The 12,680-nt window shown below is 64.4% G+C and carries 8 protein-coding genes, 1 rRNA gene and 1 pseudogene; 7 read left to right on the forward strand and 3 right to left on the reverse strand.

The genetic code is table 11. The features are described 5' to 3' along the window. Positions 1-75: 75 nt before the first annotated feature. From QRN45_RS13810 to QRN45_RS13820, 3 genes are all read left to right on the forward strand, one after another. Positions 76-1,281 carry an argininosuccinate synthase gene (locus QRN45_RS13810; protein WP_078105636.1) on the forward strand — a complete coding sequence of 402 codons (1,206 nt, stop codon included), beginning with the start codon at positions 76-78 and terminating at the stop codon, positions 1,279-1,281. Beyond that, positions 1,278-2,768, forward strand: coding sequence for an argininosuccinate lyase (argH, locus tag QRN45_RS13815; protein ID WP_241708871.1), 1,491 nt, complete (start codon positions 1,278-1,280; stop codon positions 2,766-2,768). The genes QRN45_RS13810 and argH overlap by 4 nt, the downstream gene beginning before the upstream one ends. 163 nt (positions 2,769-2,931) lie before the next feature. Beyond that, positions 2,932-3,669, forward strand: a complete 738-nt coding sequence (locus tag QRN45_RS13820; RefSeq protein WP_078105634.1) for a maleylpyruvate isomerase family mycothiol-dependent enzyme — start codon at positions 2,932-2,934, stop codon at positions 3,667-3,669. On the opposite strand, the gene QRN45_RS13825 is transcribed toward QRN45_RS13820, so the two are convergent. Next, positions 3,575-5,140: an AlkA N-terminal domain-containing protein gene (locus QRN45_RS13825; RefSeq protein WP_241708873.1), complete on the reverse strand. Its 1,566-nt coding sequence runs from the start codon at positions 5,138-5,140 to the stop codon at positions 3,575-3,577. The two genes, QRN45_RS13820 and QRN45_RS13825, sit on opposite strands and share 95 nt — an antisense overlap. 96 nt (positions 5,141-5,236) lie before the next feature. Here QRN45_RS13825 and QRN45_RS13830 point away from each other — a divergent pair, with 96 nt between their 5' ends. Next, complete coding sequence (locus QRN45_RS13830; RefSeq protein ID WP_241708875.1) at positions 5,237-5,899, forward strand: DNA-3-methyladenine glycosylase; 663 nt, start codon at positions 5,237-5,239, stop codon at positions 5,897-5,899. Between the two features lie 19 nt (positions 5,900-5,918). Here QRN45_RS13830 and QRN45_RS13835 read toward each other — a convergent pair whose 3' ends face one another. Continuing rightward, complete coding sequence (locus tag QRN45_RS13835) at positions 5,919-6,176, reverse strand: GNAT family N-acetyltransferase (RefSeq protein WP_284763726.1); 258 nt, start codon at positions 6,174-6,176, stop codon at positions 5,919-5,921. A gap of 4 nt (positions 6,177-6,180) precedes the next feature. After that, a pseudogene (locus tag QRN45_RS13840) lies at positions 6,181-6,555 on the reverse strand (GNAT family N-acetyltransferase); the annotation flags it as partial. A gap of 158 nt (positions 6,556-6,713) precedes the next feature. On the opposite strand from QRN45_RS13840, the gene QRN45_RS13845 reads away from it, so the two are divergent. The 3 genes from QRN45_RS13845 (at position 6,714) to QRN45_RS13855 (ending at position 12,324) form a co-directional block, all read left to right on the forward strand. Next, positions 6,714-8,942 carry a helicase domain-containing protein gene (locus tag QRN45_RS13845; protein ID WP_241708877.1) on the forward strand — a complete coding sequence of 743 codons (2,229 nt, stop codon included), beginning with the start codon at positions 6,714-6,716 and terminating at the stop codon, positions 8,940-8,942. A 44-nt stretch (positions 8,943-8,986) separates the two neighbouring features. Further along, a complete protein-coding gene (gene tyrS / locus QRN45_RS13850) occupies positions 8,987-10,297 on the forward strand; it encodes a tyrosine--tRNA ligase (RefSeq protein ID WP_241708884.1) in 1,311 nt (436 codons plus the stop codon). A gap of 505 nt (positions 10,298-10,802) precedes the next feature. Next, positions 10,803-12,324, forward strand: a 16S ribosomal RNA gene (locus tag QRN45_RS13855). Positions 12,325-12,680: the final 356 nt, after the last annotated feature.

Below are 12,680 nucleotides of genomic sequence, written 5' to 3' on the forward strand. Positions count from 1 at the left end.
CTGTTCCATCCGGGCCTTCGGCCCGATCCAAGCATTTGACTCAAAAGAACCAAGCAACAACAAAGGAGCACTCTCGTGACTGAGCGCATTGTTCTGGCCTACTCCGGTGGCCTTGATACTTCCGTAGCCATCGGCTGGATCGGTGAAGCCACCGGTGCCGAGGTCATCGCCGTGGCCGTCGACGTCGGACAGGGCGGCGAGTCGCTGGAGACCATCCGCCAGCGCGCCCTCGGCTGCGGCGCCGTCGAGGCCTACGTGGCCGACGCCCGCGACGAATTCGCCAACGAATACGCCATGCCCACGCTGAAGGCCAACGCCCTCTACCAGGGCCACTACCCGCTGGTTTCGGCGATCTCACGCCCCGTGATCGTCAAGCACCTCGTCAAGGCCGCCCGCGAATTCGGTGCCACCACCGTTGCGCACGGCTGCACCGGCAAGGGTAACGACCAGGTCCGCTTCGAGGTCGGCATCCAGACCCTGGGCCCGGACTTGAAGTGCATCGCACCCGTCCGCGACCTCGCCCTGACCCGCGACAAGGCCATCGCCTTCGCCGAGGAAAAGGGACTGCCGATCGAGACCACCAAGAAGAACCCGTACTCGATCGACCAGAACGTCTGGGGACGCGCCGTCGAAACCGGCTACCTCGAGGACATCTGGAACGCCCCCACCAAGGACATCTACGACTACACGGCCACCCCGGAATTCCCGCCGGCGCCGGACGAAGTCACCATCACCTTCGAAGCCGGCGTCCCGGTGGCCATCGACGGCGTCAAGCGCACTCCGCTCCAGGTCATCCAGGAACTGAACCGCCGCGCCGGCGCCCAGGGCGTTGGCCGCATCGACGTCGTCGAGGACCGCCTGGTGGGTATCAAGTCCCGCGAAATCTACGAGGCGCCCGGCGCGATGGCCCTCATCACCGCCCACAAGCACCTCGAGGACGTCACCATCGAGCGCGAGCAGGCCCGCTTCAAGGCCACAGTCGGCCAGCGCTGGTCCGAGCTGGTCTACGACGGCCAGTGGTTCTCCCCGCTCAAGCGCTCCTTGGACGCCTTCATCGAGGACACCCAGAAATACGTCTCGGGCGACATCCGCATGGTCCTGCACGGCGGCCAGGCCATCGTCAACGGCCGCCGTTCCGACACCTCGCTCTATGACTTCGACCTCGCCACCTACGACACCGGCGACACCTTCGACCAGTCGCAGGCCAAGGGCTTCATCGAGCTCTGGGGAATGTCCTCCAAGGTCGCCGCAGGCCGCGACCTGCGGGTTTCAGGAAAGTGAGTCAGCAGCAAGGCCCACGGACGCCGGGGTCCCCGGCCGAGCGCAGCGAGGTTGGGGAGCGTTCGGGGATCAAATCTGAAGCGACAAACACCGGCGCGCTGTGGGGCGGCCGGTTCGCCGGCGGCCCTGCAGATGCGCTTGCCGCGCTGAGCAAGTCCACGCACTTCGACTGGCGGCTGGCCCGCTACGACATCGCCGGCTCCAAGGCGCATGCCCGGGTGCTGCACAAGGCCGGGCTGCTCGACGACGGCGAACTCGAAGGCATGCTCGCGGCGCTCACCCTGCTGGATGACGACGTCGCGAGCGGCGCCTACAAGCCTGCCGAGAGCGACGAGGACGTCCACGGTTCCCTCGAACGCGGTCTCATCGAGCGCGCGGGAACCCACTTGGGCGGCAAGCTCCGGGCAGGCCGTTCGCGCAACGACCAGGTGGCCACGTTGGGTCGCATGTTCCTGCGCGACCATGCCCGCATCATCGCCCGTGGCGTGCTCGCCACGATCGATGCCCTCGTGGAGCAGGCCAAGGCCCACCAGGGCGTTGCCATGCCTGGCCGGACGCACTTGCAGCATGCCCAGCCTGTCCTGCTGAGCCATCACCTGCTAGCCCATGCCTGGGCGCTGTTGCGCGATGTGCAGCGGTTCCAGGACTGGGACAAGCGCGCCGGTGTATCGCCGTATGGTTCCGGAGCCTTGGCGGGTTCCTCGCTCGGCCTGGATCCCGAGTCCGTCGCTGCGGACCTCGGATTCTTCTCGGCGGTGCACAACTCGATCGACGGCACTGCCTCGCGCGACGTCTTCGCCGAGTTCGCATGGATCTGCTCGATGATCGGCGTGGACCTGTCGCGGGTTTCCGAGGAGGTCATCCTGTGGGCCACCAAGGAGTTCTCCTTCGTGACGCTCCATGATTCGTACTCCACGGGGTCCTCGATCATGCCGCAGAAGAAGAACCCGGATGTCGCCGAGCTCGCCCGCGGCAAGGCAGGGCGCCTCATCGGCAACCTGACCGGGCTGTTGGCGACGCTCAAGGGCCTGCCGCTCGCGTACAACCGCGACCTGCAGGAGGACAAGGAACCGGTTTTCGACGCGGCGGATACCTTGGAAGTGCTGCTCCCGGCTGTTTCCGGCATGATCGCCACGCTCACCTTCAACACCGAGCGCATGGCATCCTTGGCCCCGCAGGGCTTCGCGCTTGCCACGGACATCGCAGAGTGGCTCGTCCGCCAGGGCGTCCCGTTCCGGGAGGCACACGAGCTCTCCGGTGCCGCGGTGAAGCTGGCCGAAGGACGCAGCGTCGAGCTGTGGGACCTGACGGACGAAGAGTACGCGGGCATTTCGGCGCACTTGACTCCCGAGGTTCGCACAGTGCTCAGCACCGAAGGTTCGCTCAACAGCCGCAACTCCCAGGGCGGAACGGCCCCGGCCGCCGTCGAGCGCCAACTGCTTGCCCTCGAAGCGGAACTCGCAGCGGTACGCGGCTACGCCGGGTAACAACAATGGGCCCACGCCCGCAGGGTTCCCTGGCCGAGCTTGCGAGGCTAGGGGGCGGGTGGGGATTCGCGGCGGTGTTTTTCGCAAACGCTGCCGCGAAATGCCCGCCGTTGTCAGTTAATCGTCGTTAACAGCGGTTAACTCTGTCGGATACTATGGCGCTATGACCGAGATCACTACCTCAGCGCTTCTTGCCGAGCTCCACAAAGCAGCCGGCACTGTCACCGACGTTGTCGCCAAACTCGACGACGCCGATGTCGCAGCTCCCTCCGAGCTGCCCGGGTGGACCCGCGGCCACGTGCTGGCTCACATCGCCGGCATCTCGAATGCCATGGCCAGGCAGCTGGAATACGCCGCGCGCGGCGAGACCATCGACATCTACGACGGCGGCTACGAGGGTCGCACGAAGGCCATTGAGCTGGCGGCGAGTCACAGCCTCGCCAAACACCGCGACGCCACCGAAGCCGCCCTTGCCCGGGCCCTGAGGGCCTTCGACGGACTCGTGGAGTCCGGCTGGAACACCCGGATCAGCTTCCGGAACGGAACCGTGCTCGACGGCGGCCTGGCGCTTTGGCGCGAACTCGTCATCCACGTCACGGACCTGGGGATCGGCCGCGGCCCGGAAGCCTGGAGCCGGCAATTCTGCGAGCACCTCTTTGATTTCCTCTCCGCCCGTGTTCCGGCCGACCAGAAGTTCGTTCTTCAGCCCCTTGGCCTCCCGCAACTGGTTATCGGCTCGGGCCGGCAGTCTGTCGCCATCAACGGCATGATCACGGATATCGCCGCCTGGCTCGCCGGGCGCACACCTACCCTGGGGAGCCTGCGGGCCTCTGCTGACGCGGACGGTGTTGACTTGCCTGAGCTTCTCCCGTGGCCATCGAGCGTTCCCGCGGCGCACTAGCGCCTCCGCGTTTGCTTGCGGCTGCCCGCCACAGATGCATCGTGGCGTAAGAACGCCACGGGCTCACGGTGCGGAAATCGGCAGGCAGGTCTTCCGCTGCCGCGAGGTTCTTGAGGCCGTTCCGGACCGCTGCATCGTTCGCCAGGAAGACGTCCGGGTCGCCGATGACCCGCATCGCCACGTACCCCACGGTCCATGGTCCGACGCCGGGCAGCGGCAACAGTTTGTCCGCGAGCGTTTGGGGGTCGTCGCCGTAGTCGAAGTCGAGGTCCCCGCTGGCCATGGCTGCTGCCGCGGCCAGCACGGAATCGATGCGCCGCTGCGGACCCCTCAGCAGTTCCCGGCCCGAGGTGGCGATCTCCGCGGCCGTGGGAAACAGGCGGTCCAGGCCCAGTGCGTGTCCTGCGTGCCCTTCCGGCAGGCGGGTTCCGGCGTCGGAAAGGTGGCTCAAAGCGGTCCGGGCGGCGGCCACGGTGATTTGCTGGCCGATCATCGCGCGGATCAACAGTTCCCGGGGGTCCACGGCACCCGGGACCCTGATCCCCGGAGTATCGCGGGCTGAGGGGCGGAGCCGGGCATCGGAAGCCAACGCCTCGTCCACGGCGACGGGATCGGCGTCGAGATCGAACAACCGCCGCACCCGGCTCAACAGCACGGGAAGGTCGTGGAGATCCAGGGTGCTGACGGCGAGGGTCAGCGCGCCGCCGCGCGCCCCGCCGTCGTACTCCACGGTGAACACGGCGTTGCCGCGGGGCAAGCGGAGGGTCCGCGTGTAACTTGCGGGACCCGCCAGCTCGACACCGGGAACCGCGCGGGCCGCGAGGAAATCGAAAATCCCCGTATCGAACGGCTCCCGGTAGGGGAGGTTCAGGGTCAGGGACGTCGCCTCGCCAGGCTTGCCGTGATGGCCCGGGGGATTCGCGGTGGCCCGGAGCGCGGTGGGAGTCAGGGCGAAGACTTCGTTGATGGTGTCGTTGAACTGGCGGACACTGTTGAAACCGGCGGCGAACGCCACGTCCGAGAGTTTCATCGAGGTGGAGACCAGGAGCGTCCTGGCGGTCTGGGCCCGGCTGGCCCGCGCCAAGGACAGCGGCCCGGCGCCGAGTTCATGGCTGAGGATCCTGTTGAGCTGGCGGGAGGAGTAGCCCAGCCTGGTGGCGAGCCCTTCGACGCCGACCCGGGAGATCGCGCCGTCGTTGATGAGCCGCATGGCCCTGCCCGCGACGTCCGAGCGCAGGTTCCACGCGGGAGTGCCGGGGACCGCCTCCGGAAGGCAGCGCTTGCACGCCCTGTACCCGGCTTCGTGGGCCGCGGCCGAGGTTTCGTAGAACGTCACGTTTTCCGCCTTGGGCGTCCGTGCCGGGCACGACGGCCGGCAGTAGATGCCCGTCGAGCGCACAGCGGTGAAGAACTGGCCGTCGAACCGGGGGTCCCGCGCATCGATGGCACGGTAGCGTTGCCAAAAGTCCATGACTTCATCCTGTCAGCTTCCCCGGGCCCTTCCTAGCGGGAATCGGACATCGCCGGCGGCGGATCCGATTGACTGATTTTTTGCTAGGGTCTGGGCATGACAACGCAGCGCCAATCCACGGAGGCCATCCGGGCGATTCTTTCCGGAGATCCGCGGGACGTGGCCCCTTTGCTCCTCGGCGCCGTGTTGAGCCACCGGACTCCTGAGGGCACGGTGTCCGTCCGGCTCAGCGAGGTGGAAGCGTATCTGGGTCCGCGGGACTCCGCCCAACCCGACCCCGGATCCCACACCTTCGGGGGCCCCACCGCCCGGAACGCTCCGATGTTCGGTCCCGCAGGCCACCTGTACGTCTACTTCACCTATGGCATGCACTATTGCGCCAACATCGTCTGCGGGCCCGACGGCGTTGCGTCCGCGCTGCTGTTGCGGGCAGGGGAGGTGGTGGCCGGGCAAGCCTTGGCGCAGTCCCGCCGTCCGGCGTCGAGATCGCTGAACGATCTTGCCAGCGGGCCGGCGCGGCTTGCCTCCGCTTTGGGACTGACCACGGCGGACAGCGGCCGGGATGCCTTGGCTGCACCGTTCAGCCTCGACCTTCCGGCAAGCCCGGCGGTGCCACCGGCAATCACGAGCGGCCTCCGGGTCGGAGTGTCGGGCGACGGCGGTTCCGCCGCCTACCCGTGGCGGTTCTGGCTCTCCGGCGATCCCACGGTGTCGCGCTACAAGCCCGGCCGCAGCCGCGCCGTCGAGAAGCCCTCGTAGGAGGCCAGCGAAGTACCCGTCACGCCGCGTGTTCGCTCCGGGCCGGTTCCGCGACATACGCACAGTGGTTGTCGGCCAGTTCGAAGGGCGCGAGGCGGCCAAGCAACGCCTCGCGCACGTGGGGCCATTCCTCGCGCAGGATCGAGAAGACGGCGGTGTCGCAGCGGCTGCCGTCCGGAGCGAAGCGGTGCCCGCGCAGGGTGCCCTCGTAACTGGCGCCGAGCCCGCTGGATGGCCGCAGCGCTGCGCGTATTCCGGGCGTCGCAGCGGAAGGCAACGCGGTGGACGTCCAGCACATCGAAGGAGTACGCCAACAGCAGGTGCTTCGCGGCGGGATTGACATGGCTGCCCCAAAACGGTCGCCCGTAAAAAGTGCCGCCGATTTCCAGGCGCTGCTGCCGCGGACTGTACTCGCACAGGGACGTGGTTCCAAGCAGTGCTCCCGTACGCTGCTCGACGACGGCAAACGGCATGGTTGCCGGATCTTCGAGGCGGGCCGCGAAGAGTTCGGCCAATTCCGCGGCGCTCAAGGGCTGGTCGGCGGCCATGCCGGACCACATCCCGGAGTCCACGAAATCGAAGAGCGGACCGGCATGTGCGGGGGAGAGCGGGACCAGGCTGATGCCGTGTCGGGTCAGGGCAACGTCGTGCTGCATTGCAGCATTGAAGCACCACTGGGTGCGGATGGAACAGCTCAGGAGGTTAGCGCCGGGTGAACATTGTGTGACGCACCGGCGGGCGGGCAGTTTCACGCACGTCAAGCAAAACCGCTGTAGAATGGACGGTCCGTCTTTTTCGATAGGGGAACGTTTCGATGCACGACGCTGATTTGATCCACGAGCGGGAGTACGTGGCCGGTCTCTACTCGCGTCTGGATGAGCTGCGGGAGGAAAAGCGCCAACAGCTGGCGCAGGTCCGGCGCGCCGGGGCGGTGGGCACCATGCAGAACGTTTCCGAAAGGGACGCCTTCGCGGCACTGTACGAGGACCGCCTCGCCCAGCTCGACGCCGTCGACGACCGTCTCGTGTTCGGGCGCCTTGACCTGGACAGCGGAGAGGCGCAGTACATCGGGCGCATCGGATTGTCCACGGCAGACCTCCAGCGGCTCATGGTCGACTGGCGTGCGCCGGAAGCCGGCCACTTCTACCAGGCGACCGCCTTCGACCGGCAGGGGGTCCGCCGTCGTCGCCACCTGATCCTGCAGGGCCGCGAGGTCAAGGCGATCGAGGACGATGTCCTGGATGCCAGCATGCTGGCGGACAACGCCTCGCTCCAGGGCGAGGGCGCACTTCTTGCCGCCCTCAATTCCAAGCGGACCGGCCGCATGTCGGACATCGTCGGCACCATCCAGTCCGAGCAGGACCGGATCATCCGTTCGTCCATGTCGGGTGCCTTGGTTGTCCAGGGCGGTCCCGGCACGGGCAAGACGGCCGTCGCGCTCCACCGCGCCGCCTACCTGCTGTACACCCACCGTGACCGTTTGAAGTCCGCGGGCGTGTTGCTCGTTGGACCGTCGTCGTCGTTCATGCACTACATCGAGCGGGTGCTGCCGTCCCTCGGCGAGACCGGCGTCGTCATGGCGAGCCTTGGCCGCCTCATGCCCGGCATCCATGCCGTCCCGGAAACCGATCCCGACGTCGCAGCGCTCAAAGGCAAGCTGAATATGGCCGACGTGATTGCCAACGCCGTGGCCAACCGGCAGCGGACTCCCGCCGAGGACCGCATCCTCGAAGTCGATTCGCGCAAGCTCACGCTGTCCGTGCGGCAAGTCCGCCGCGCCCGGGACAGGGCACGCGCCACCGGCAAGCCGCACAACGAAGCGCGCGTGACGTTCGTGAAGATCCTGTTGCGCGAACTCACGGAGCAGCTGACGGAGATCGTCGAGGAATCGAACATCGGCAACAATGCCGACCGTTCCTACCTCGCCGAAGACGTCCGCTCGGCACGCGACGTCAGGATCGTCCTGAACCTTTGCTGGATGCCCATGACGCCCGAGAAACTCGTTTCCGAGCTCTTCAGCAAGCCAGCCATCCTGGAAGCCTGCACCCCGCACCTCACCCCGGCCCAGCGTGCCCTCCTGCTTCGTCCGGCGGACGCCCCGTGGACGGAAGCGGATGTTCCACTGCTCGACGAGGCCGCCGAGCTCCTGGGCGAGCTGGATCCTGCCGCCGGTCGGGGGCTGGCACAGCAAGAACACGACCGTGCCCGCGACATCGCCAACGCCAAGCAGACCCTGGTCAACATGGAGGCCATGGGTGTGGACGTATTGATGACGGCCGAGGAACTGGCGGACCAGAACCAGGAGCGCGAAACGCGCCTGACCGCGGCCGAACGTGCCACGAGCGACCGTTCGTGGGCGTTCGGACACATCGTGGTGGATGAAGCGCAGGAGCTCTCGCCCATGCAGTGGCGGCTGTTGGTCCGCCGCTGCCCGCTGAAGTCCTTCACGATCGTCGGCGACATCGCCCAGACGAGTTCCTCCGCCGGTGCGAATTCCTGGCAGAGTGCGCTCGCGCCGTCCTTCGGGGACCGCTGGCAGCTCGAAGAACTCACGGTCAACTACCGCACGCCCTCGCAGATCGCCGAAGCGGCAGTCCGTATGGCGAACCGCGCCGGCCTCGTCGTCTCGGCACCCAAGGCCGTCCGGGAAGGCAAATGGTCGCCCATCGTGGATCGCGTGGACGAAGCCGGGATGGTGGACCGCCTCGTCGAGGTCCTTCCGGAGGAACTGGAAGCGATCGACGGCGGCCTTCTCGCCGTGATTGCCGACGGCGCCCTCTTGCCGCGCGCCGCAGCCGCCCTCCGTGGGGTCTACGGACACCGCGTGGGCACTGGAGCGGGCAGCTACTCCCAGGACATCGTGGTCATCAGCCCCAAGGAAGCCAAGGGCCTGGAGTTCGATGGTGTCGTGGTCCTTGAGCCTGCGGCCATGCTGAACCATGAACATGGGAAGGTGGGCGATCTCTACGTCGCCATGACCCGTCCGACGCAGCGGTTGCGCCTCATCACGGCCGCTCCATTGCCCGCGGGTATCGAGCGCTGAGCCATGCAAGCAGGCCGAACGTCAATCCTGCTAACTTAGAACTCGTGTCACACGTAAACAACCTCGAGTCCCAACACAACGACCCGGGCTTTGCCAACATCTGGCAAGAGCTCAAATGGCGCGGCCTGATCCACGTTTCCACTGATGAAACGGAACTGGAAAAGCTTCTCGCCGGGGACCCGATCACGTATTACTGTGGCTTCGACCCCACCGCGCCGTCCCTGCACCTCGGCAACCTGGTCCAGCTCCTGCTCATGCGCCGCCTGCAGTTGGCCGGCCACAAGCCGCTCGGCCTGGTGGGCGGCTCCACCGGCTTGATCGGGGATCCGCGCCCGACGGCGGAACGCACCTTGAACACCAAGGACACCGTTTCGGAGTGGGTCGGCTACCTTCAGGCCCAGGTCCGCCGTTTCCTCAGCTTCGAGGGGGACAACGCGGCGCGCATGGTCAACAACCTTGACTGGACCGCGCCCTTGAGCGCCATTGATTTCCTGCGGGAGATCGGCAAGCACTTCCGGGTGGGCACCATGCTCCGCAAGGATGCCGTTGCTTCCCGTCTCAGCTCCGACGAGGGCATCAGCTACACCGAGTTCAGCTACCAGATCCTGCAGGGCATGGATTACCTCCAGCTCAACCGTGACTACGATTGCGTGCTGCAGACCGGCGGCTCGGACCAGTGGGGCAACCTCACGAGTGGCACGGAGTTGATCCGCAAGGTCGATGGGAAGTCCGTCCACGCCTTGGGGACGCCCCTGATCACCAACTCGGATGGCACCAAATTCGGTAAAAGCGAAGGCAACGCCATTTGGCTCGATGCCCACATGTGCAGCCCCTACGCCTTCTACCAGTTCTGGCTCAACACGGCGGATGCCGACGTCGTTGACCGCCTCAAGGTCTTCACTTTCCTTGGCCGCGCGGAGATTGAGGAACTTGGAGCCGCTGTTGCCGAGCGACCGTTCGCCCGCGAGGGCCAGCGCCGGCTCGCCTACGAAGTCACGTCGCTCGTGCACGGAGTGGACGCGACGGAGAAGGTGATTACCGCTTCGGCTGCGCTGTTCGGCAACGGCGATCTCTCGGTTCTGGACGAAGTGACCTTGGCGTCCGCCACTGCCGAGCTGCCGTCTGCCTCGATCGGCGCAGATGGCTTGGGTATCGTCGACCTCCTGGTTGCGTCCGGACTCTCCGAGAGCAAGTCCGCTGCCCGACGCACGGTAGGGGAGGGCGGCGCCTACGTGAACAACAACAAGGTAACCGACCCCGACGCCGTGATCGACCGGGCGGAACTGCTTCACGGCCGGTACCTGTTGCTGCGCCGCGGGAAGAAGAATCTGGCTACTGTCGAAGTGGCTGTCTGACTCCGAGACGGACTATTGCACGCCCCTCCGGGCCGACTTGCGCGGCTCCGGGGGAGCGTGTATCGTTTTCTGAGTCGCTGCCGCTGAAGCGGATAAATTGCGGCAAAATCCCATTGAATGTGAATAATCCGATGTAGACCGAAAATCTGGAATCGGATGATTTATCGACTCTGTGGGGAAATTCGATTCCGTTGGGTGAATTTCCGGAGAAATCCTGGATTTGCAAAGTGGAAATGAATGAAATAAAGTAGAAACATCGCAGCGAGGAAATGCGGAACAAATTCAATTGAATTTTTTCCGAGAAGTAATCGGATTGTGTCTGTTGTTTGAGAACTCAATAGTGTGCCAAGTTTGTTGATACCGATTTGTTTTTATGGATTGGTTGATTTTGCCGGGCCTTGTCCGCCCCTGTGGGTGGGGTCTGGTTTTCAGCTGGTTTCAAATTTTGTGCAGCCGTTCTGCCGTTATTTCCGGTGGTTGTGGTTGTGTCTGTTTTTGTTTTACTTCAACGGAGAGTTTGATCCTGGCTCAGGATGAACGCTGGCGGCGTGCTTAACACATGCAAGTCGAACGATGATCTCCAGCTTGCTGGGGGGATTAGTGGCGAACGGGTGAGTAACACGTGAGTAACCTGCCCTTGACTCTGGGATAAGCCTGGGAAACTGGGTCTAATACCGGATATGACCATTCCGCGCATGCGGTGGTGGTGGAAAGCTTTTGCGGTTTTGGATGGACTCGCGGCCTATCAGCTTGTTGGTGGGGTAATGGCCTACCAAGGCGACGACGGGTAGCCGGCCTGAGAGGGTGACCGGCCACACTGGGACTGAGACACGGCCCAGACTCCTACGGGAGGCAGCAGTGGGGAATATTGCACAATGGGCGCAAGCCTGATGCAGCGACGCCGCGTGAGGGATGACGGCCTTCGGGTTGTAAACCTCTTTCAGTAGGGAAGAAGCGAAAGTGACGGTACCTGCAGAAGAAGCGCCGGCTAACTACGTGCCAGCAGCCGCGGTAATACGTAGGGCGCAAGCGTTATCCGGAATTATTGGGCGTAAAGAGCTCGTAGGCGGTTTGTCGCGTCTGCTGTGAAAGACCGGGGCTCAACTCCGGTTCTGCAGTGGGTACGGGCAGACTAGAGTGATGTAGGGGAGACTGGAATTCCTGGTGTAGCGGTGAAATGCGCAGATATCAGGAGGAACACCGATGGCGAAGGCAGGTCTCTGGGCATTAACTGACGCTGAGGAGCGAAAGCATGGGGAGCGAACAGGATTAGATACCCTGGTAGTCCATGCCGTAAACGTTGGGCACTAGGTGTGGGGGACATTCCACGTTTTCCGCGCCGTAGCTAACGCATTAAGTGCCCCGCCTGGGGAGTACGGCCGCAAGGCTAAAACTCAAAGGAATTGACGGGGGCCCGCACAAGCGGCGGAGCATGCGGATTAATTCGATGCAACGCGAAGAACCTTACCAAGGCTTGACATGAACCGGTAACGCCTGGAAACAGGTGCCCCGCTTGCGGTCGGTTTACAGGTGGTGCATGGTTGTCGTCAGCTCGTGTCGTGAGATGTTGGGTTAAGTCCCGCAACGAGCGCAACCCTCGTTCTATGTTGCCAGCGGTTCGGCCGGGGACTCATAGGAGACTGCCGGGGTCAACTCGGAGGAAGGTGGGGACGACGTCAAATCATCATGCCCCTTATGTCTTGGGCTTCACGCATGCTACAATGGCCGGTACAAAGGGTTGCGATACTGTGAGGTGGAGCTAATCCCAAAAAGCCGGTCTCAGTTCGGATTGGGGTCTGCAACTCGACCCCATGAAGTCGGAGTCGCTAGTAATCGCAGATCAGCAACGCTGCGGTGAATACGTTCCCGGGCCTTGTACACACCGCCCGTCAAGTCACGAAAGTTGGTAACACCCGAAGCCGGTGGCCTAACCCTTGTGGGGGGAGCCGTCGAAGGTGGGACCGGCGATTGGGACTAAGTCGTAACAAGGTAGCCGTACCGGAAGGTGCGGCTGGATCACCTCCTTTCTAAGGAGCACCATTTTCGCCTCTGGGTCTGTCTGCATGGATGGTCCGGGGGTGTGTGGAAGCAAAGCCCATTGCGCAGGCGTCTGTTCTGCGGTGGGTGCTCATGGGTGGAATATCAGCAGATAGCGGCCGGTTTGTTTTTTCCTGTGTTTAGTACGGATGCTCTTTGGGTGTTCTGGAACGGTGCGGGCGGGGATGGGCTGGTTTTCGTGTTTGGCACACTGTTGGGTCCTGAGGCAACAGGGCCGGTTGTGGGGGGTGCGTGGCCTGTTCGGGTTGCGTGGTTTCCTTGTGCCGGGTTTGTGTGTTTCTGGTTTCCTGGTTGCATGTCCTGTGCGTGTCCGGTTGTTCTTCGT

The organism is Arthrobacter sp. efr-133-R2A-63 (genome assembly GCF_030209795.1).
GTDB classification, from domain to species: Bacteria; Actinomycetota; Actinomycetes; order Actinomycetales; family Micrococcaceae; genus Arthrobacter; species Arthrobacter bambusae_A.

Excerpts from the sequence above, each read along its gene's own strand:
- QRN45_RS13820 (WP_078105634.1), top strand. The coding sequence starts at position 2,932 with ATGACCGAGATCACTACCTCAGCGCTTCTTGCCGAGCTCCACAAAGCA.
- QRN45_RS13825 (WP_241708873.1), bottom strand. The coding sequence starts at position 5,140 with ATGGACTTTTGGCAACGCTACCGTGCCATCGATGCGCGGGACCCCCGG.
- QRN45_RS13830 (WP_241708875.1), top strand. The coding sequence starts at position 5,237 with ATGACAACGCAGCGCCAATCCACGGAGGCCATCCGGGCGATTCTTTCC.
- QRN45_RS13845 (WP_241708877.1), top strand. The coding sequence starts at position 6,714 with ATGCACGACGCTGATTTGATCCACGAGCGGGAGTACGTGGCCGGTCTC.